Origin of the sequence: Pseudomonas akapageensis (assembly GCF_011355085.1) — a bacterium.
GTDB lineage: Bacteria > Pseudomonadota > Gammaproteobacteria > Pseudomonadales > Pseudomonadaceae > Aquipseudomonas > Aquipseudomonas akapageensis.
Window position 1 is genome coordinate 82,854 of record NZ_VXCP01000004.1, and the last position, 20,674, is coordinate 103,527.

Annotated in this window: 17 protein-coding genes and 1 tRNA gene; 11 read left to right on the plus strand and 7 right to left on the minus strand. The window is 59.7% G+C overall.

Going from position 1 to position 20,674, the window contains the following annotated elements; genetic code table 11:
• Nucleotides 1-15: 15 nt before the first annotated feature.
• Nucleotides 16-2,163: a fatty acid oxidation complex subunit alpha FadB gene (gene fadB / locus F2S13_RS04895; RefSeq protein WP_166359341.1), complete on the minus strand. Its 2,148-nt coding sequence runs from the start codon at nucleotides 2,161-2,163 to the stop codon at nucleotides 16-18.
• A 716-nt stretch (nucleotides 2,164-2,879) separates the two neighbouring features.
• Nucleotides 2,880-3,317 carry a hypothetical protein gene (locus F2S13_RS04900; RefSeq protein WP_166359342.1) on the minus strand — a complete coding sequence of 146 codons (438 nt, stop codon included), beginning with the start codon at nucleotides 3,315-3,317 and terminating at the stop codon, nucleotides 2,880-2,882.
• 110 nt (nucleotides 3,318-3,427) lie between these two features.
• Here F2S13_RS04900 and F2S13_RS04905 point away from each other — a divergent pair, with 110 nt between their 5' ends.
• Nucleotides 3,428-3,868, plus strand: a complete 441-nt coding sequence (locus tag F2S13_RS04905) for a universal stress protein (RefSeq protein WP_166359343.1) — start codon at nucleotides 3,428-3,430, stop codon at nucleotides 3,866-3,868.
• 38 nt (nucleotides 3,869-3,906) lie between these two features.
• Here F2S13_RS04905 and F2S13_RS04910 read toward each other — a convergent pair whose 3' ends face one another.
• Entirely contained in the window at nucleotides 3,907-5,829 is a 1,923-nt protein-coding gene (locus F2S13_RS04910) for an ATP-binding cassette domain-containing protein (protein WP_166359344.1), read from the minus strand.
• Between the two features lie 212 nt (nucleotides 5,830-6,041).
• Here F2S13_RS04910 and F2S13_RS04915 point away from each other — a divergent pair, with 212 nt between their 5' ends.
• Nucleotides 6,042-7,970, plus strand: coding sequence for a transglycosylase SLT domain-containing protein (locus F2S13_RS04915; RefSeq protein ID WP_166359345.1), 1,929 nt, complete (start codon nucleotides 6,042-6,044; stop codon nucleotides 7,968-7,970).
• Nucleotides 7,971-8,017: 47 nt separating this feature from the next.
• Here the strand turns inward: F2S13_RS04915 and F2S13_RS04920 are convergent, their stop codons facing one another.
• Entirely contained in the window at nucleotides 8,018-8,821 is an 804-nt protein-coding gene (locus tag F2S13_RS04920) for an MOSC domain-containing protein (protein ID WP_166359346.1), read from the minus strand.
• Nucleotides 8,822-9,020: 199 nt separating this feature from the next.
• On the opposite strand from F2S13_RS04920, the gene F2S13_RS04925 reads away from it, so the two are divergent.
• Nucleotides 9,021-10,508, plus strand: coding sequence for a DUF2235 domain-containing protein (locus F2S13_RS04925; RefSeq protein WP_166359347.1), 1,488 nt, complete (start codon nucleotides 9,021-9,023; stop codon nucleotides 10,506-10,508).
• Nucleotides 10,509-10,583: 75 nt separating this feature from the next.
• Here the strand turns inward: F2S13_RS04925 and F2S13_RS04930 are convergent, their stop codons facing one another.
• Entirely contained in the window at nucleotides 10,584-11,519 is a 936-nt protein-coding gene (locus F2S13_RS04930) for a chemotaxis protein CheV (RefSeq protein WP_166359348.1), read from the minus strand.
• Nucleotides 11,520-12,060: 541 nt separating this feature from the next.
• On the opposite strand from F2S13_RS04930, the gene F2S13_RS04935 reads away from it, so the two are divergent.
• From F2S13_RS04935 to F2S13_RS04955, 5 genes are all read left to right on the plus strand, one after another.
• Complete coding sequence (locus tag F2S13_RS04935) at nucleotides 12,061-12,522, plus strand: histidine kinase (RefSeq protein WP_178118983.1); 462 nt, start codon at nucleotides 12,061-12,063, stop codon at nucleotides 12,520-12,522.
• 552 nt (nucleotides 12,523-13,074) lie between these two features.
• Nucleotides 13,075-13,965, plus strand: coding sequence for a sensor histidine kinase (locus tag F2S13_RS04940; protein WP_166359370.1), 891 nt, complete (start codon nucleotides 13,075-13,077; stop codon nucleotides 13,963-13,965).
• Nucleotides 13,962-14,621, plus strand: coding sequence for a response regulator (locus F2S13_RS04945; protein ID WP_166359349.1), 660 nt, complete (start codon nucleotides 13,962-13,964; stop codon nucleotides 14,619-14,621). Before F2S13_RS04940 ends, F2S13_RS04945 begins: the two co-directional genes overlap by 4 nt.
• A 168-nt stretch (nucleotides 14,622-14,789) precedes the next feature.
• Nucleotides 14,790-16,250, plus strand: a complete 1,461-nt coding sequence (locus F2S13_RS04950; RefSeq protein WP_166359350.1) for a mannose-1-phosphate guanylyltransferase/mannose-6-phosphate isomerase — start codon at nucleotides 14,790-14,792, stop codon at nucleotides 16,248-16,250.
• Nucleotides 16,251-16,389: 139 nt separating this feature from the next.
• Complete coding sequence (locus tag F2S13_RS04955; RefSeq protein ID WP_166359351.1) at nucleotides 16,390-17,643, plus strand: glycosyltransferase family 4 protein; 1,254 nt, start codon at nucleotides 16,390-16,392, stop codon at nucleotides 17,641-17,643.
• Here the strand turns inward: F2S13_RS04955 and F2S13_RS04960 are convergent.
• Complete coding sequence (locus F2S13_RS04960; protein ID WP_166359371.1) at nucleotides 17,632-18,819, minus strand: molybdopterin molybdotransferase MoeA; 1,188 nt, start codon at nucleotides 18,817-18,819, stop codon at nucleotides 17,632-17,634. The two genes, F2S13_RS04955 and F2S13_RS04960, sit on opposite strands and share 12 nt — an antisense overlap.
• Before the next feature lie 22 nt (nucleotides 18,820-18,841).
• Nucleotides 18,842-19,381: a molybdenum cofactor biosynthesis protein B gene (moaB, locus tag F2S13_RS04965; RefSeq protein WP_166359352.1), complete on the minus strand. Its 540-nt coding sequence runs from the start codon at nucleotides 19,379-19,381 to the stop codon at nucleotides 18,842-18,844.
• Nucleotides 19,382-19,626: 245 nt separating this feature from the next.
• On the opposite strand from moaB, the gene F2S13_RS04970 reads away from it, so the two are divergent.
• From F2S13_RS04970 to F2S13_RS04980, 3 genes are all read left to right on the plus strand, one after another.
• Entirely contained in the window at nucleotides 19,627-19,848 is a 222-nt protein-coding gene (locus F2S13_RS04970) for a YgdI/YgdR family lipoprotein (protein ID WP_166359353.1), read from the plus strand.
• Between the two features lie 94 nt (nucleotides 19,849-19,942).
• Nucleotides 19,943-20,019: transfer RNA gene (locus F2S13_RS04975), tRNA-Pro, on the plus strand.
• Between the two features lie 243 nt (nucleotides 20,020-20,262).
• The gene (locus tag F2S13_RS04980) at nucleotides 20,263-20,646 is read left to right on the plus strand and encodes a glycine zipper domain-containing protein (protein ID WP_166359354.1); all 384 of its coding nucleotides are present in this window, start codon (nucleotides 20,263-20,265) and stop codon (nucleotides 20,644-20,646) included.
• Nucleotides 20,647-20,674 lie beyond the last annotated feature (28 nt).

Below are 20,674 nucleotides of genomic sequence, written 5' to 3' on the forward strand. Positions count from 1 at the left end.
TAGTCGTGTGGGCGCTTAACCGAAGAAGCTCTGACCGTTCTTGGCCATTTCACGCAGCTTCGCGGTCGGGTGGTACAGCGCGCCCAAATCAGCGTACTGGTCAGCCAGGGCAACGAATGCTGCAACACCGATCGAGTCGATGTAGCGCAGTGCACCGCCACGGAATGGAGGGAAACCAATTCCGTAGACCAGGCCCATGTCCGCTTCGGCGGCGGTTTCGACGATGCCGTCTTCCAGGCAACGCACGGTTTCCAGGCACAGCGGGATCATCATCCAGTTGATGATGTCTTCGTCGGTGACTTCGCGCTGCTCGAAGACGATTGGCTTGAGCACTTCCAGTACCGACGGATCGGCGACCTTCTTCTGCTTGCCGCGCTTGTCGGTCTCGTAGGCGTAGAAGCCCTTGCCGTTCTTCTGACCCAGGCGCTTGGCTTCGTAGAGCGCATCGACAGCCGAACGACGGTCGTCCTTCATGCGATCCGGGAAGCCCTCGGCCATGACGTCACGGCCGTGGTGGCCGGTGTCGATGCCGACCACGTCCATCAGGTAGGCCGGGCCCATTGGCCAGCCGAATTTTTCCATGACCTTGTCGATACGCACAAAGTCGACACCGGCGCTGACCAGCTTGGCGAAACCGCCGAAGTACGGGAACAGGATGCGGTTGACCAGGAAGCCCGGGCAGTCGTTGACCACGATCGGGTTCTTGCCCATTTTCTTGGCATAGGCAACGGTGGTGGCAACGGCCAGCTCGCTGGACTTCTCGCCACGGATCACTTCGACCAGCGGCATCATGTGCACCGGATTGAAGAAGTGCATGCCGACGAAGTTTTCCGGACGCTTGAGGGCCTTGGCCAGCAGGCTGATGGAAATGGTCGAGGTGTTCGAAGCGAGGATGGCGTCCTCTTTGACCTTGTCTTCAACTTCAGCCAGAACAGCTTGTTTGACCTTGGGGTTCTCGACAACAGCTTCGACAACCAGATCAACGTGACCGAAATCGCCGTAGGACAACGTCGGACGAATGCCGTTGAGCACTTCAGCCATTTTCGCTGCGGTCATGCGACCTTTTTCAACGCGGCTCACCAGCAGTTTGGCGGCTTCGGCCAGCCCCTGCTCGATGCCATTCTCGTTGATATCCTTCATCAGGATCGGCGTGCCTTTGGAGGCCGACTGATAAGCGATACCGCCACCCATGATGCCGGCGCCCAGTACGGCAGCCTGCTTCACATCCTTGGCGATTTCGTCGTAGGCCTTGGCCTTTTTCTTCAGCTCCTGATCGTTCAGGAACAGACCGATCAAGCTGTGTGCGGCAGAGGTCTTGGCCAGTTTGGCGAAACCGGCGGCTTCGACTTCCAGCGCTTTGTCGCGACCGAAGTTCGCGGCTTTCTGGATGGTCTTGATCGCTTCGACCGGCGCCGGGTAGTTCGGGCCAGCTTGACCGGCCACGAAACCCTTGGCGGTTTCGAAAGCCATCATTTGCTCGATTGCATTGAGCTTCAGCTTTTCCAGCTTCGGCTGACGCTTGGCCTTGAAGTCGAACTCGCCGGAGATGGCGCGCTTGATCAGTTCCAGAGCTGCGTCGTGCAGCTTTTCAGGTGCAACCACGGCATCGACGGCGCCGACTTTCAGCGCGTCTTCAGCACGGTTTTCCTTGCCGGCGGCAATCCACTCGATGGCGTTATCGACACCGATCAGGCGCGGCAGGCGCACGGTACCGCCGAAGCCCGGGTAGATGCCCAGCTTGACTTCCGGCAGACCGATCTTGGCGCTCGACGCCATGACGCGGTAGTCCGCGGCCAGGCACATTTCCAGACCGCCGCCCAGGGCGATGCCGTTGATGGCTGCAACGGTCGGTACGTCCAGGTCTTCGAAAGCACTGAAAATCCGGTTCGCTTCCAGGTTGCCCGCGACCAGTTCGGCCTCTGGCAGCTTGAAGTTATCGACAAACTCGGTGATATCCGCGCCGACGATGAAGACATCCTTGCCACTGCTGACAATGACGCCCTTGATCGAGGTGTCGGCCTTGATGCTGTCTACGGCCTGACGCAGCTCGTTCAGGGTTAGACGGTTGAACTTGTTGACGGACTCACCCTTGAGATCGAACTTCAGTTCGACGATGCCACTTTCAAGAGCCTTAACCGTGATGGCTTTACCTTCGTAAATCATCAACTGATCTCCACGATATGGAAGCTGAACAGTACACGCTGAACGCTGAGGCAGACCCGGCCCGGCACACTGCCGCTGATTCCGGAACCTGACCGCCAGTCACACCCGCCAGCGCGATAGTCGGGATTCTGTAAGAGCCTTCTGACAATACAAACGCTCAATTCATACGCCCGTTTGATTTGGGTACGCGTACATTCCGGGAAAACCGGGCAATTGTCAAATGCCCCGAATACCCATGAAACCGCGACTTTCCGGTCATTTCCGTACATCGCCACGCAAAAGCAATACCGCTGATCTCTGATCATTCACGTAAGCCCATAGCCATCACGGGCTACAGCCAAACGCCATTGCGCGACACGCCACTCATCAGACGCACAAAGATTTTTTTCAAGAGCGCGCACAACGTCAGGGCCCGACTACACTGTGGACCCAAGAGCGAATAAGTACAGGTTATCTGTCGAAGATTTACCGGCCTGCCTGGCCAAACCGGCCCGATGCTGATGATCGGGCTTTTTATTGGCTGGGATTGCTCGTTCCCACGCTCCGCGTGGGAACGCAGTGTCAGCCGCTCCAGCGGCGTCGTAAGCGAGCGCGACGCAAAGCGTCGCAGGATGCATTCCCACGCAGAGCGGTGGGAACGAGACGAAAAAACACTGTGGGAGCTGGCTTGCCAGATCGCCGGACCGCAGCGATTGGGCCGCGAAGCGGCCCCTTAATCAGGCAAGCGCCTTCAGAACTTGCGCAATATCCTGCAAAACAGCCGCCTCGCCACTTTCCCCCCAATACAGGGCAATCAACTGCGGGCCCGCCTCGACCTTGTAAACATTGTCCGGCAGGCTGGCGAACTGCTCCATCAGCGCAGGGTCCTCGCACGGCTCGCGCCATTGATTGACCCAGACGCCCGGCGTTGTCTGCCAGTAGCACCAGTTGGCCACCTGACCCTGCCGACGCGGGCGATGGTACTGCGCACAAGGGTTGGGCGGCTCCTTGGGCAGCCAGTGTGGCCACTCCTGGGGTGCCAGCTGCATCGCCAGGCCAATGCGCCGCGCCTCCATGCGCAAGGCCATGCGCCCGCTCTGTTTGCGCGAAGGACGCAGCCAGACCATGGGGCTCAAGATCAGGGCAAGGATTGACACAACTATCCAGACCGTCATATGTGTTATCCCTATAAAGCTTTTCAAATGAGCTGGTTAGCGCTCAATCGAGCCAAACAGCCTGAAACCGACCATACTTAAAACAATCGCAATCGTTCAGGAGAACCCTCATGCCGTACACACACATCCTGGTCGCCGTTGACCTGACCGAAGAATGCGATCCGGTGATTCACCGCGCCCGCGAGATTGCCCAGGGCAGTGGGGCCAAGCTTTCGATGGTGCATATCGTCGAGCCGATGGCCATGGCCTTCGGTGGCGATGTACCGATGGACCTGTCGCAGCTGCAGCAACAACAATTCGACCAGGCCAAGGAACGCATGGAGCGCCTGAAGCTGAAATACCCGGAGCTCTCCGGCGCCAACGCCCATATGACCTATGGCCAGCCGCGCCAGGAAATCCATGACCTGGCCAAGACAGACGGTTGCGACCTGATCGTGGTCGGCAGCCATGGTCGCCACGGCCTGGCGCTGTTGCTGGGGTCGACTGCCAACGACGTGTTGCATGGCGCGCCATGCGATGTGCTGGCCGTTCGACTGATCACCAAAAAGTAACGCCCAGGGCCTGACCCGACAGGTCAGGCCCCTTCCACTCAGGCATCCAGCTCGGCCCAGCGTTCGACCAGCGAATCGAGGTCGACCTGCATCTGTTCCAGTTTCGCCAATACCGCAGTGGTCTCGCCAATCGGCCGCTGATAGAAGCCGGCGTCCGAGATTTCAGCCTGCACGCCGGCCATCTGCTGCTCCAATGCGTCGATCTGCCCCGGCAAGGCTTCCAGTTCACGCTGCAGCTTGTAGCTGAGCTTCTTTTTCGCAGCCGGAGCGGCCTCGGCCTCTGCAACCGGCACCGCGGCAGGTGCAGTCACCACGGCGCTGTTGAGCTCGGCCTTGCCCGACTTGTTCTCGCTCACGCCCAGCAACTTGGGCGAACCACCCTGGCGCAGCCAGTCCTGGTAACCACCGACGTATTCGCGGACCTTGCCTTCGCCTTCGAACACCAGGGTGCTGGTCACCACGTTGTCGAGGAATGCCCGGTCGTGGCTGACCATCAGCACCGTGCCCTGGAAGGTCAGCAAAACCTCTTCCAGCAGTTCGAGGGTTTCCACGTCCAGGTCGTTGGTCGGTTCGTCGAGGACCAGCAGGTTGGCCGGCTTGCTGAACAGCTTGGCCAGCAGCAGCCGCGCACGCTCACCACCGGACAGCGCCTTGACCGGCGTGCGCGCACGCTGCGGGCTGAACAGGAAGTCGCCGAGGTAGCTCAGGACGTGGCGACTCTGGCCGTCGATGTCGATGAAGTCGCGACCTTCGGCAACGTTATCGATAACCGTCTTCTCCAGTTCCAGCTGATGACGCAACTGGTCGAAGTAGGCCACGTCAATGCGCGTGCCCTCCTCGACCTTGCCGCTGGTGGGCTGCAAGCCGTTGAGCATCAACTTCAGCAAAGTGGTCTTGCCGGTACCGTTGGCGCCAAGCAGGCCGATGCGGTCGCCGCGCTGCAGGACCATGGAAAAGTCCTTGATCAGGAACGGCCCCCCCGGATGGGCGAAACTGACGTTCTCCAGGACCATGACCTGCTTGCCGGACTTGTCGGCGGTTTCCAGCTGGATATTGGCCTTGCCGGTACGCTCGCGGCGCTCGCTGCGTTCGACACGCAATGCCTTCAACGCGCGCACACGACCTTCGTTACGGGTACGCCGGGCCTTGATGCCCTGGCGGATCCAGACTTCTTCCTGGGCCAGACGCTTGTCGAACAAGGCGTTGGCCGTCTCTTCAGCCGCCAGGACGGCTTCCTTGTGCACCAGGAAGCTGGCGTAGTCGCCGTTCCAGTCGATCAGGCCGCCGCGATCCAGCTCGAGGATCCGGGTGGCCAGGTTCTGCAAGAAGGAACGGTCGTGGGTAATGAACAGCACGGCGCCCTGGAAGGTGCTCAGCGCTTCTTCCAGCCAGGCGATCGCGCCGATATCCAGGTGGTTGGTCGGCTCGTCGAGCAGCAGCAGGTCCGGCTCGGAAACCAATGCCTGGGCCAGCAGGACGCGACGACGCCAGCCGCCGGACAACTCGGCGAGGGTCTTGTCGGCCGGCAGCTGCAGGCGGCTCAGCGTGCTGTCCACCAGGGTTTGCAAACGCCAGCCGTCACGAGCTTCGAGGTCGTGCTGGACGTGCATCAGCTTGTCCAGGTCAGCCTCGGTGACGCAGTTCTGGCTCAGGTGGTGATACTGCGCCAGCAACTCGCCGACACCATCCAGCCCCGCGGCGACGACGTCGAAAACCGTCCGCTCGTCGGCCACTGGCAATTCTTGCGGCAATTCGCCGATCTTGAGCCCCGGCGCACGCCAGACCGACCCGTCATCAGGCTTCTGGTCGCCCTTGACCAGTTTCATCATGCTGGATTTGCCAGTGCCGTTGCGGCCGATGATGCACACCCGCTCACCACGGGCGATCTGCCAGGACACCTTGTCCAACAACGGCATGGCGCCGAAAGCAAGGGACACATCGCTGAATTTGAGCAGGGTCATGATCTTCTCCAAAAACCGGGCGCGTATTCTACCTGAGTTGGGCGACCATCACAGTAAATGAAGCTGGGTGGAGCACCGCTCGGCACTTCGGGCCGCTTTAACACCTCGATACAAGCACAACGCTTTCATCGATGGCGACCAAACGGCTAAGCTACAGGCTATCTGTGTCGGCACCGCCTTCACTTGTTAAGACTTATATGCCTGGAAGTCCCATGCGCGGTTGCCTGCTCAGCTTATTATCCTGTCTGCTCCTTTCTGCCTCGGCGGTTTCGACCGTCCAGGCTGCCGACCTGGCATTGCAACGCCAGTACTATGACGAAGCCAAGCGCGCGCTGGCCAAGGGGGACTCCGGTCCGTACTTCCGTTACGGCCAGGTGCTGCGCGATTATCCGCTCGAGCCTTACCTGGCTTACGACGAACTGACCGCCCGACTGAAATCCGCGAGCAATGCCGAGATCGAGCAGTTTCTCGCCGAGCATGGCGACCTGCCCCAGGCAAACTGGATGAAACTGCGCTGGCTGCGCTGGCTGGCTGAACGGGGCGAATGGCCGACCTTCCTCAAGTACTATGACCCCAAGCTCAATTTCACTGAACTGGACTGCTTGAATGCCCAGTACCAGATCAGCCATGACAAACGCGCTGAAGGCTATGCCAACACCGAAAAGCTCTGGCTGGTCGGCAAGTCCCAGCCCACTGCCTGCGATGTACTGTTCGACCAATGGGCCGCACAGGGCCAACTGACCGAACAGAAACGCTGGCAACGCGCCAAGCTGGCGGCCCAGGCCCGCAACTATGGCCTGGCCAACAGCCTGGTCAAGGACCTGACCACCCTCGCCCCGCAAGGTCGACTGCTGGTCGATGTGGCACAACGGCCGGAATTGCTCAACCAGCCTTCGCGCTTTACCCCGGTCGACGAAGCCATGTCCGACGTGGTCAGCCTCGGCCTGCGCCGCCTGGCCAAGCAGGATCCGGATCGGGCCATGGCCATGCTCGACGACTATGCCAATCGCATGCATTTCTCTCGCGATGAAAAAGTCGCCATCGCCCGCGAAATCGGCCTGACCCTGGCGCGTAGCTACGACAGCCGGGCGCTGGACCTGATGACCCGATACGACCCGGAACTGCGCGACAACACCGTGACCGAATGGCGCCTGCGCCTGTTGCTGCGCCTGGGCCGCTGGGAAGATGCCTACGAATTGACCCAGCGCCTGCCCCAGGATCTGGCCAGCACCAATCGTTGGCGCTATTGGCAGGCGCGCAGCCTGGAACTGGCGCAGCCACACAACCCGCAAATCCCCATGCTGTACAAGACGGTTGCGCGGGAGCGGGACTTCTACGGCTTCCTGGCTGCAGACCGCGCCCAAATGCCATACCAGTTGACCAACAAGCCACTGGCCCTCAGCCAGCAGACCATCAACAAGGTGCGCAATACCCCGGGTGTTCGTCGGGCGCTCGAGTTCCACGCCCGAGGGGAGATCGTCGACGGTCGCCGCGAGTGGTATCACGTCAGCCGCCGCTTCAATCGTGACGAAATGGTGGCCCAGGCCAAGCTGGCCTATGACCTGCGCTGGTACTTCCCGGCCATTCGCACTATCAGCCAGGCGCAGTACTGGGACGACCTGGACATCCGCTTCCCGATGGCCCACCGCGAAACCCTGGTACGCGAAGCCAATATTCGCGGACTGCATTCAAGCTGGGTATTCGCCATCACCCGCCAGGAAAGCGCTTTCATGGACGACGCCCGTTCCAGCGTCGGCGCCAGCGGGCTGATGCAGCTGATGCCGGCGACCGCCAGGGAAACTGCGCGCAAGTTCGACATCCCGCTGGCCTCGCCACGCCAGGTACTGGACCCGGACAAGAATATCCAGCTGGGCGCCGCCTATCTGAGCCAGGTGCATAGCCAGTTCAACGGCAACCGTGTACTGGCCTCGGCTGCCTACAACGCAGGCCCCGGCCGCGTTCGCCAATGGTTGAGGGGCGCCAATCACCTGAGTTTCGATGTGTGGGTCGAATCGATTCCGTTCGATGAAACGCGCCAGTACGTGCAGAACGTTCTGTCGTACTCAGTGATCTATGGCCATAAACTCAATGCGCCCCAGCCACTGGTGGACTGGCACGAACGCTACTTCGACGATCTGTGACAGCCATTGGGCAGGAGCGCCACTGCTGCGCTCCTGCCTTGCCACACCTACTCCAGCACCGTGACCGGCATCCCCACTTCCAGCACACCGTTGCTGTCATTCACCAGATTCTGCCCGAACATCACTTCTCCTTCCTGCTCCCGGTAGGTCTTGAGCGTGGTCAGCGGTTCGCGGTCTTCGCTGCGCTCGCCGGTTTTCGGGTCGATGGTGGTGAGGATGCAACGGGAACAAGGCTTGAGCACGCGAAACTCGACATCACCGATGCGAATGCGCTTCCAGCCATCTTCGGCGAATGCCTCGGCGCCCTCGATCACCAGGTTCGGCCGGAACCTGAGCATTTCCTGAGGTCGCCCGATTCTCTTCGACAGGTCGTCGAGTGATGCCTGGCCGATGAGCAGCAAGGGAAAGCCATCAGCGAATGCGACCCGATCCTCAATTTTACCGTAGCCCGATTGCAGCCAGCGCGCCCGCTCCTCGGGCACGTGCACCAGGCGCACCGGCTGGCCGATAAAATCGCTCAGCCACTTGGCCGCTTCTTCGCCTGCATCAGGTACACGCAGCGTATCGCGCCAGATGGTGACCCCACGCAATTCGTTGTCAGCGCCGGGTAGCGGCACATTGAGCGAGCGCTGCCCATCGGCGCTCAGGGTCAATCCGCCTTCGGCATTCCACAATGCCGAAAGCTGGCTCATGTGCGGCAAGGCGCGCTGAGTCAGGAAGCGCCCATCGCTCTCCTTCACCAGCATCCAGCGTCGATCACCGACCAACCCGAGCAAGTCCAGCGGCGAGCGCTGCAATGGCTCGGCCCGGGCAGATTTGAGTGGGTATCGATAAAGTGCGCTCAGATGCATGGCGGCCTGCTTCCTGAAAGGTAAAAAGCAACCTTACAAAGTGTCACGAGGCCGAACAAGCGCATTTGGCCTCGAATGGGCAAGCAACACAGGAAACGCACCAGAAAATGCTTTGTTCAATGGAGAAACATCCTGCATACAGGACCTGGAAAATGCATTGCGATAACACCCTTGTATCCAGGCAGACAAGGACTATCGCATGTCAACGCATTTGGTTGTGCATAAGGGCGACACCACCAACAAACAGAACCCCGGGCCACAGCAACAGATCATTCTGCGCCTGGGCGTTTTCTTCGATGGCACCGGCAACAACCGGCTTAACAGCGAAAGCATGGCGGGATGTTTTGCCACCAGCGTCAATTTGCGGGACCAGGACGAGGACATTCGTGCGCACTGTGCGGCCCATGGATATGACGGCGAGGGCAGTTCGCCGGATAACAGCTATGGCAATGATGTGAGCAATGTGGCGCGGTTATATGAGTTGTACGAGGACCATGCGTATCTGCGACTTGCTCCGGATGCTGGCCAGGCTTCCCTGAAGGTCTATCTCGAAGGCATTGGCACCAGTAGTGGCAAGGAAGATTCGCTCTATAGCCAAAGTACTGGCCTTGGCAACACGGGCGTGTTGGCACGCGTCGAGCAGAGCCCAGCGGCGTGCACGGAACAGATAAGGGTTCTACGTGACAACAACCCCAACGTCAGAATCCGCCGTATCGAATTCGATATCTTCGGCTTCAGTCGTGGCGCAGCGGCCGCCCGCCATTTCGCCAATGACTTACTCAAGGGCGCTCAAAGCCTGCTGGCCAAGGCGCTGCCGGCCGGTTCACCCGCACTGACCGACAACTTCGCCTGGTGCCCGCAGCAGGATATCGCCCTCAATTTTATCGGTCTGTTCGATACGGTGGCCGGCATCGTCGCGCCCTTACGAGGCGACCTCAGTCCCGCCAATGCAAGTAATCATGGGCTTGACCTACGCCTGGCGCCGGAGGTTGCGCGCAAAGTCGTACAACTGGTGGCGCGCGACGAATACCGTCACAACTTCTCGCTGATCCGCACCGACGCCGATATCGTCCTGCCCGGCGCTCACTCGGACATTGGTGGCGGCTACCTGCCCCAAGTTCGCGAAGAGCTGTTGCTGAGCAAGCCGGAGAGCAGTCTGGTTCACATTGCCGAACCGCCCGAGCGCACCAAGGTCTACCTGCGCACCCGGCGCCAGTTCGATCAACGCCTGGCGAAACTCCAGGCCAAGGGGGTGCAACTGGAACTGGTCACCTGGTCGGTCAACCAGCCCTACAACCGCAGGCACGACCTGTTCGCCGAGAAGCGCGTTTATACCGCTATCCGCGGCGAGCGCGAGGTCTTCGGTCACCTGTCACTGGTTTACCTGCGGATCATGCGTGAACTGGGGATCAAGCATCAGGTTCCGTTCATGGCCGTACCCGAAACGCCAGCTTTCGCCCTTCCTGCAGAGTTGCAGCCTATTGCAGGCAAGCTGCAAGCCTATGTCCTAGGCAAAAACGCCAGCCTCGGTCTCAGCGAGATTGAAGAGTCTCTTCTGCAGCGCCGCTACATACATCTTTCCGCTCACTGGAATGCCGGCAAGGGCTGGAACAACAGTGCGCTCGATAGCATGTTCATCAATCGCCCCGCAGACAGCGGCCAACGCACGCTGCACCCCAATCAATAAGCTCGGATGGGGGACGTCGTTGGGCCAAGCCCCCGACTTCAGTGCCGGGAACCTGCCTTTTTAACCAGGAGTCTCTTAAGCCATTACCTCATCACGCATCAGGCGCTGGCGCACGACTTCGACCAGTTTGTCGGGCTGGAACTTGGACAAGAAATCATCGCAGCCGACTTTTTTCACCATCGAGTCGTTGAAGCTACCCGACAACGACGTGTGCAATACCACGTAAAGCCCACGCAGACGCGGGTCATTGCGGATCTCGGTGGTCAGGCGATAGCCATCCATCTCGGGCATCTCGGCATCCGTGAAAACCATGAGCAGCTTCTCGTCAAGGTCCTCGCCGGCATCGGCCCAGCCCTTGAGCATGCGCAGCGCCTTGAGACCATCACTGGCAACGTGCATCTTCACCCCGAGCTGGGACAAGGTCTCGCGCAATTGAGCCAGGGCTACCGTCGAATCATCGACCAACAGTACCTCACGCCCCCGGGCGCGCGACAGGATCGGATCGTCGAGCTTGTCCCTGGACACCTTGGCGCTGTAAGGCACGATTTCGGCGAGCACCTTTTCCACATCGATGATCTCGACCAACTGCTCGTCGACCTTGCTGATCGCGGTCAGGTAGTGCTGACGACCGGCGCTCGCCGGGGGTGGCATGATCGATTCCCAGTTCATGTTGACGATACGGTCGACCCCACCCACCAGGAATGCCTGCACCGAACGGTTGTATTCAGTCACGATAATGGTGCTGCCAGGCCCGGGCTCCAGCGGGCGCATGCCGATCGCCTGAGACAGGTCGATCACCGGCAGTGTCTGCCCGCGCAAGTTGACCACGCCGCAAACAAAGGCATGACGCTGCGGCATCAGCGTGAGCTTGGGCATCTGCAGGACTTCCTGCACCTTGAAGACGTTGATCGCAAAGAGCTGACGCCCCGCCAGGCGGAACATCAGGATCTCCAGTCGATTCTCACCCACCAGCTGCGTTCTTTGATCTACCGTGTCGAGAATGCCAGCCATGAAGACTCCCGGGCCTGAGTTCAGAATGAAGTACGTAAACCCGTTATCGGCTGCACATTCGGGAGCTTGACCCCCATGAATAAATGCTTTCAATTCATTTGATGTCAAATTAGCATCATGCTCTACTGCACTCCTCTTCCAACTCATTGCCAGGCTCCCGACCAATATTGGATCCAGATATTGATCAGGGAAACCCCTAGCGGCAACCGGGCCCGACCTGATATTCGCAATATCCAATAGCCATTAATGTGACGCCATTCTCAATGCATGAATGGAGTCAGGCTTTTGTTTGCGATCGCAGGATTGTGGCCGAACCGCACTACGACGTTCTGTGCCAGCACTTTTCATCCAGGGAATGAGCGCAATTGCGCGCGCTCGATCGCAACCCGACGTCCCCACAACATCAATGCGACAGCGTTTTTTTTTGCCCGATCAGAGCAATCAGAATCAGCCTACAGACATGAGCTAATGAGCAGCGATAACTTAATGCTGACTGGTAGCGACCACACCCCCGGGTCGCACAATGCTCTGGAGCTCCAGCATGCTGAATGACAAACCGCTTGCGCCTCCCCTTCATGAGTTCATGATCGACGCACAAATCATGCTGAGCCAATCTCAGGAATGCCTGCAGCATCTGGAGTTGATCGATAACGACCGCGATGCAAGCGAGTGCATGGTCGTCACTCTCAACACACTGGCCAAGCGGGCTCAAGCCTGCTCGCTGAATGCCATCGCCGGGTTCTGCCAACAAATCAATTTTCTCGTCAACCTGGCCGAGCCGTACGGCCGCTTGCAGGGCGATGGCCTCAAGGCGCTGAACAATTGCCTGACTTTGCTGGCCTGGCAACTGGAACTGATCGACCCCCGTACCGGCCAACTGGGTCTGGATGAAAGCGAACAGGTCGACCTGATCGGCGAACTGGCCTGCGCCCTGGGGGTCGATGATCTGCGACTGACAGGCGCTGCTCGCAAAACTTTCGCTCATACAAGCACTGGAGCCTGACATCGGGCCGCGTAATTGTTGGACAACCCGTACTCTTTTGTACAACCCCTACACTTACGCCAAAAAACAATGCATTTCGGACAACTAAGCCTCCGTCCCTGCTGGCCAATTCCTGCAATAGACCCCCGCCATTAAGCTACAACTTAAAAAGTCGCTGGAAGTTATCCAGATTGCTGGCTGATTTTGTCCCTGGCTCTATCCCTCCAGAAAGTTCGATTGCAAAACCATTGATGGCGAACGGTTAACGGCCGAGTAAACTGGAACAATCGTCCCAGCAAAAAAAACTGACCGAGTCGACATTTATTAAGCCACGCGACCAATTGTTTTCGAAGTGATACCATATTCGACCTTTTGCCGGATGCGCTGCCGTGGATGACGCTCAGGAAGCTGCGTGTCGCTAACAGGCGTTAGTCCGAGCTTTATTAAAGCAGTGGACACCTGACAACTTGAATAGTGTTGTTAACGGCACTACCGAAACAATACCCTTACCCACACCGCCTTACAGATGCCTCTAAGGTTTTCAAAAGCGAATATTCATTGGCTCCGCTCACTATGTATGCCGGTTTCAAGATGCCCAAGCTGCTCCCCTTTGGCAGATCCCGTATGCGCTGGCTGCTCATGGCGCTCTGCATCGGCGCGACACTGGGCAATCTGACGCTTTTTTTCAACGCGTCAGCCATGCCTTTCAGCCTGCTTATCTTGAATCTGACAACGATGCTCGGTGTCGGCTGGCATTACTGTCAGTCGAGAAGCTCGATTGAACTGCTGCCCCAGGAACTTGCCGATCGCCTGCTGCAAGTCCAGGAGAACGAACGCCATCGCCTGAGCCGCGAACTGCACGACGACATCGGCCAATTGTTGACTGCCGCCAAACTCCAGGCCGACTGGATACAACGTCGCGTACCCGCGGAGCTTCAGGAGCACTGCACGAATCTGCGAACCACACTCGATGAAACCCTGACCAACGTCCGCGACGTCTCCGCGGTGCTCAATCCGCGCCAGCTGACCAGCCTGGGTCTTGAAGCGAGTTTGCGCGCCCACCTGTTGCGCACGCTGGACAAATCGTCCGTTCACTGGAGCCTCGAGTGCCAGCAGCGCCTGGCCGGCATCCCCGAAGAAATGGCGGTTGCGGCCTTTCGCATCACTCAGGAAGCCGTCACCAATATGCTGCGCCACGCCCAGGCGAAAAATCTGCTGGTGCGCTTGCAGCGCCAGCAGGCCGGCCTCTCCCTGTTTATCTCGGACGATGGCCTGGGCTTCGCCCCGGCCACTCACCCAGGTCGCGAAGGGCAGCGCGGCATGGCCGGGATGCTCGAACGCGCAGCCTTGCTGGGCGGCAAATTGTCAGTCAAAAGCCTGCCCGGAAAGGGCACGCAAATCGAAGCACTTTTCCCCTGGGCACCTCGCTCCCTGGAACGAGCCAACATCAGTAAAGACCTATGATCTGCAATTTACTTCTGGTGGATGATCACTCATTGATCCGGGCCGGCGTGCGAGCCCTGGTCGCCGACATTCCAGGCTATGCCGTCATTGGTGAAGCCAGCGATGGGGCGCAGCTGCTCGAACTGGTGCAGCAAATCGAGCCTGACATCATCTTGCTGGACATCTCCATGCGCACTACCGGCGGTATTGAAGCGCTGCAACGCTTGCAGACTGCCCGCCCGCAGAGCAAGGTGTTGATCCTGTCGATGCACACCGATCCGGAACTGATCATGCAGGCACTCGAGCTGGGTGCCCACGGCTACCTGCTCAAGGACACCACCGCCACCGAGCTCGAACAAGCCCTCAGTGCCTTGCGCAACAACGAACGTTATCTCAGCCCGGCCATTGCCCATACGGTTATCAATCAAGCGCTGGTTCGCGCACAGGCAAGCAAGCCGGAGCCTGCAGACAACCACAACCTGACTGCGCGCCAACTGGAAATCATGCGCCTGATCGTGCGGGGCAAGTCGACCCGGGAGATCGCCAACGGCCTGGGCCTGAGCATCAAGACCGTGGAAACCCACCGTTCGCAAATCATGAAGCGGCTGCAGATTTACGATGTCGCGGGCCTGGTGCTTTTCGCGGTCAGGGAGCGCATCATCAGTCTCGACGATTGAGCCAACCGGGTGCGCTACAAGCCTGGTTGAAGTTATACCCTCGTTCCCACGCTCCGTGTGGGAATGCATCCTGCGACGCTCGGCGTCGCGTTTGTCCACATCGACGCTGGAGCGTCTGACACGGCATTCCCACGCAGAGCGTGGGAACGAGAAACAGGCTGCGCCCCTATGAGCACCCTCATCCCCTGCATCATCGCCGGCGGCGCCGGCACCCGGCTCTGGCCAGTCTCGCGCGAAGCCATGCCCAAACCCTTCATGCGCTTGCCCGATGGCGAAAGCCTGTTGCAGAAAACCTTTGTCCGCGCCTGCGGACTCGAAGACGTGCAGCGGATCCTGACGGTAACCAACCGCGAGATGTGCTTCCGCACCCTGGATGACTATCGCCCGCTCAACCAGGCCGGCGTCGCCCTGGACTTCATCCTCGAGCCCTTCGGGCGCAATACCGCACCGGCGATTGCCGCAGCGGCGCTGCATGTGGCGCAGAAGTACGGCGAGGATGCGCAACTGCTGGTGTTGCCGGCCGATCACCTGATCCAGGACCTGGACGCCTTTGCCCAGGCCGTCGCCCGTGCGCGGAAGTTGGCCGAACAAGGCTGGCTGGTGACCTTCGGGCTGGTGCCCAGCCACCCCGAAACCGCTTTCGGCTACATCGAAAAAGGCCCGGCACTGGTGAACGGCGGCCACCGGGTCGCGCGCTTCGTCGAAAAGCCCGATTCAGCGACTGCGCAGGCCTGGGTCGATGGCGGCCTGCACCTGTGGAACGCCGGCATTTTCTGCATGCGTGTGGACAGTCTTGTGCAGCAATTTCAAATCCATGCGCCACAGGTACTCGGCGCTGTCGACAGCTGCCTGGAACGGAGCCGGTGCAAATCCGGTGACCAGGAGTTGCAACTGGAACTGGACCCTGAACACTTTGCCCTGGTGCCGGACATTTCCATCGATTACGCGATCATGGAACATTCCGAGCAGGTCGCAGTGGTTCCCTGCGAACTTGGCTGGAGCGACATTGGTTCGTGGCAGGCGGTACGACAATTGTGTCCGGCCGACAGCCAGGGCAATCGTTGCACCGGCGAGACCGTATTGCATGACGTGAATAATTGTTACATCGACTCGACCCGCCTTGTCGCAGGCATTGGCCTGGACGACCTGATCATCGTCGACACGCCCGATGCACTGCTGATCGCCGACGCCAAGCGCAGCCAGGAAGTGCGCCTGATTGCCGGGCAACTCAAGCTCCAGGGCCATGATGCCTATCGTTCGCATCGGACCGTTTCCCGCCCATGGGGCACCTATACCGTGCTGGAAGAAGGTCTGCACTTCAAGATCAAGCGCATCACCGTTCGGCCCAACGCTTCGCTGTCGCTGCAGATGCACCACCACCGCAGCGAACACTGGATTGTAGTCAGTGGCATGGCCAGGGTCACCAATGGCGATGAAACCTTTCTGCTCAACGCCAACGAGTCGACCTTTATCAAGCCTGGCAGAGCGCACCGCCTGAGCAATCCCGGCGTCATCGACCTGATCATGATCGAAGTCCAGAGCGGCGAATACCTGGGCGAGGACGACATCGTACGCTTTACTGACATCTATGGGCGCGCTCCGAAATCCTCCACTGCGAAGCGCCCTTGATCGTCAGAAACTGCCAGTGAACGGCTACAGGCAATTCGCCATTTTTTTCGTGTTTTCCAGCGTGGAGGACGGAACAAGTCAAGGGTTTTTCACTCCAATCCTGTAAGCCCTCACTGCCTGGTGTATAGGGATCTCCGTCATGCGAATACTGTGGACACTGCCCTACCTGCCCTGGCCGACCACCAGTGGCGCGAGAACCCGACAATTTCATTTACTGCGCAGCATGTCCCGACGAGGCCACCAGATTACCCTGCTGGTGCATTCACGATGCCCCTTGACCGAAGCGGCCCGACAGGCGCTTGAGCCCTGGCTCGAACGCCTGATTGTCGTGCGCAGACGCCCCCTCAAAAGCCCGCTGACCCTGTTGGCACTGCTCAACCCGACATATCCGACACTGGCGAGCATCAACGGCCTGGCGCCGTGCTTGCGCCATGCATTCGAGCGTTTGCTGGAAGAAGACTGGGACGTCATTCAAATCGAACACAGCTACAGTTTTCAGCCCTTTGAACGTGCACTGCAAGCGTCCAGGCGCCCCTTCCTTTTGATAGAACACAATATCGAGTCGGCCAAGGGCATCAGCGCCGAGCGACTGCCGTTCTGGCTCACCCCCTTCACGACCTTCGATCGCTGGCGCTACCGACACTGGGAGGCACGGGTCTTCGCCCAGGCCAGTGAAGTCGTGGCAGTGACTCGGCGCGATGCCGAGTTCTTCAGCGAAATTACCGATCGCCACACTCATGTCGTGGTCAATGGCGTCGACTGCGCCCATTACCAGGAGATCTGCCCGGCCTTGCGCAGCCAGCGGTTGCTGTTTGTCGGCAACTTCGAATACGGCCCGAATCTCGATGCCATCGAGTGGGCACTGGAAGAGATCCTGCCGCATGTCTGGATGAGCAACCCGGCGGTTCGCTTTGCGATTTGTGGCCACGCCTTGCCACCGGGCTGGAAGTTGCGCTGGAGCGATCCACGGATCGAATGGCAGAGCTTTTGCCCTGACCTGCGCGACCTGCAAGGTCACTCGGCGATCTTTTTCGCCCCCCTGCGCCATGGCGGCGGCTCGCGGCTCAAAGTGCTCGAAGCGATGGCCGCCGGGCTACCCGTGGTGACCACCAGCCAGGGCGTTTCCGGGCTGGATGTCGAGAACGGCATACACTATCTGGGCAGTGACGACGCGGCAGACCTGGCCCTGTACATTACGCAAGCGCTTGCCCAGCCATTGCGCCTCAAGCAGCTCTCGGACGCGGCCCGCGACTTCGTACGCCGTGAACATGACTGGAGCGTGGCCGCCAATCAGTTGGAGAGCGTTTACGCGCGGTTGCTGAACAATACGCGCAACGCTTCTGCAACAGACTCGTCAGACTCCTCGGATGCCTATGAGGGATCAGCCGAGTAACTCGCTGAAGGGGATGAAGTTCACCGACTCCCCTTCTGCCAGGGTTCGTCCTTCGAGCACTTCGACCAGGCCTTCGGCCCAGGCGGCGCTGCGCAACACACCGGAACTCTGGTTGGGATAGATCACGGCTCGCCCCTGCTCGATGCGACCGCGCAAGTATTCACGACGATTGCCAGGTTTGGTCCAACTGAACCCCGCTGGTACCGCGATTTGCATCGGTGCCACTGCGGCGACACCCAGGCGCCGCAGCAAGTAAGGGCGTGTCAGCAAGGCGAAGGTCACCAGGGTCGACGCCGGGTTGCCTGGCAGACCGATGACTGGAACGCCGCGATAATGCCCGAACGTCAACGGCTTTCCGGGCTTGATGGCCAGTTTCCAGAGCGCCAGCTCGCCCTCCTCGCGCAGGGCGATACCGAGGAAGTCCGCTTCGCCGACCGATACGCCACCGGTGGACAGGATCAGGTCTACGTCCTTGAACTCGCCCAACCGTTGCCGCGTCCTTGGCAGATCATCCGGGAGGATCCCGGCATCGACCACCTCACACCCCAGGCGCAGCAACCAGCTGCATAGAACCCGACGATTGCTGTTGTAGATCTGCCCGGGGCCGAGTGTCAGCCCCGGTTCGACCAACTCATCGCCGGTAGACAGCACCGCTATACGCGGCCTGCGCACGACCGCAAGTTGTCCACAGCCAAGCGATGCCGCCAGGCCCAGTTCGATCGGGCCCAGCCGCGTGCCGGCTGCCAGTACCTGCTCGCCGATGCGGGTTTCCTGGCCCTGTGGACGGATGTTCTGACCGACTCGCATGGTTTCGCAAAAACGCACGCGCTGATCAGACATGACTTCGGCATTTTCCTGCATTTCGACGCAATCGGCCCCGGCAGGCAGCGGTGCGCCTGTGAAGATTCTTGCGCAGGTCCCGGGCTGCAGCGGTTCGGGGGCCTGGCCCGCGAAAATCCGCTGGCTGACGACCAGCGGCTCACCGGTCCAGTCCGCAAGCCGCAGGGCATAGCCATCCATGGCACTGTTGGGCCATGGCGGCAGATCGAGCGTCGATGTCAGCGCACCCGCCAGTACCCGACCGTCGGCATCGGCCAGCTTCACGAATTCCTGTTCAAGGATCGGGGATGCCTCGGCCAGCGCCAGCAAACGCGCCAGTGCTTCCTCGACCGGCATCAGCGGGCGCGCCGCGCCCAACTCAGCCACGACTTTCGCAGGGCGCAACCTGCTTGAGATGGACGACGAAATTACACGGGCGATGCCGCACATCCAGCTGCTCGGCAAGAATGCCGTCCCAGCCGGTGCGGCAGGCGTTGGTCGAGCCCGGCAGGCAACACACCAGCGTGCCGTTGGCAAGGCCGGCCAGCGCTCGCGATTGCACGGTAGAAGTGCCGATGTCGGCCACCGATATCTGCCGGAACAATTCACCGAAGCCTTCGACCTGTTTGTCGAGCAGGCAGGCCACCGCTTCCGGTGTGCTGTCGCGACCGGTGAAACCGGTGCCGCCAGTGATCAGCACAACCTGCACCACATCGTCAGCAATCCAGTTGGCGACCTGCGCACGGATCTTGTACAGATCATCCTTGAGCAATACCCGCGCGGCCAGGTTATGACCCGCGGCGGTCAAGCGGTCGACGAACAGTTGACCCGATGTATCGGTCTCCAGCGTGCGAGTATCGCTGACGGTCAAAACGGCAATATTGAGCGGCACAAAAGGTACTTCAGCCTTGGCTTTCATGGGGCCTTGTCCGATGAATGAGGGAATGAACGGTGTTATATCACAGCCTCGGGGTGGCTAGCGCCTGCCTCCCGCGCAGAGTCTGCACACGACGGCCCAGACGTGCCACATCGCGCTTCCAGTCTTTCCACACAACCGGAATTTGGCCGCTATTCTTGATGTCGGGGCGGCAAAAAAGGAACTTGAGGACAGGGGGTACGTCTCAAGATTGTACCAACGGCACTCTTCCTATCGGAGACAGATAAATGAATCAACGGACCCTTCCCGCGTTCATGCTTGCACTGGGCCTTGTTACCCTCGCCGGTTGCGCTTCGCCTACTGTGATAACCCTGAATGACGGACGTGAAATCCAGGCAGTCGACTCACCCAGGTACGATGAAAAATCAGGCTTCTATGAGTTCGAACAACTGGATGGCAAACAGGCGCGCATCAACAAGGATCAAGTCCGCACGGTGAAAGAGCTGTAAAAAACCGGCCGGCAAGGCCGCAGTCTGAAGTTGCGGCCCTGGTCGATCGAGGATCTTGTCTACGCTGATTTTTTGAGTAATATTTTCATCATGTCGGAGTGTAGCGCAGGCAGGTAGCGCGTCTCGTTCGGGACGAGAAGGTCGCAGGTTCGAATCCTGTCTCTCCGACCACTTATCTGTTTCAACGTGGCCTGAAGCCGCGATGATTCACCGGAAAGCCCGCCTTGCGCGGGCTTTTTTGTGTCTGCGCATTTGTCTCGGAACTCGCCACCGAGTCCACTGTCTGATTCGCCAGTTCGGCTATATCACCCTCGGCAGCCACGGGTCGTGATATCGACCATCCGTTTATGTTTGCCCGACTTACCATCCGCCATCACAATGCGCGGTCTTTTTTTCCCCTTGAGGTTCAGCAACATGCGTAAAACTCTCGCCACCCTGGCACTTGGCATTCTCTTTACCCAGGGCGCAATGGCCGGTAATGGCACCACTGCAATCGGCGGTGGCCTGGGCGGTGCCCTGGGCAACGTGATCGGTCAGCAAGTCATCGGTGGCAGCGCAGGTGCCGCGATCGGTGCCGGCGTTGGCGGCGCAGCGGGTAGCGCGGTTGCCGCGAAAAAAGGCAACAAGACCAAGGCAGCGATTGGTGGCGGCCTGGGCTCGGCAGGCGGTTCCCTGATCGGCGGCAAGCTGGGCGGCAGCACCGGTTCGGCCATCGGTGCAGGCCTTGGCGGTGCAGCAGGCGGTGCGCTGGGTAACGACCTGGCCGATGACAGCCGGCACCACCACAAGCACAAGTAATTCCTGCACAACAAAAAGCCCGCATCTT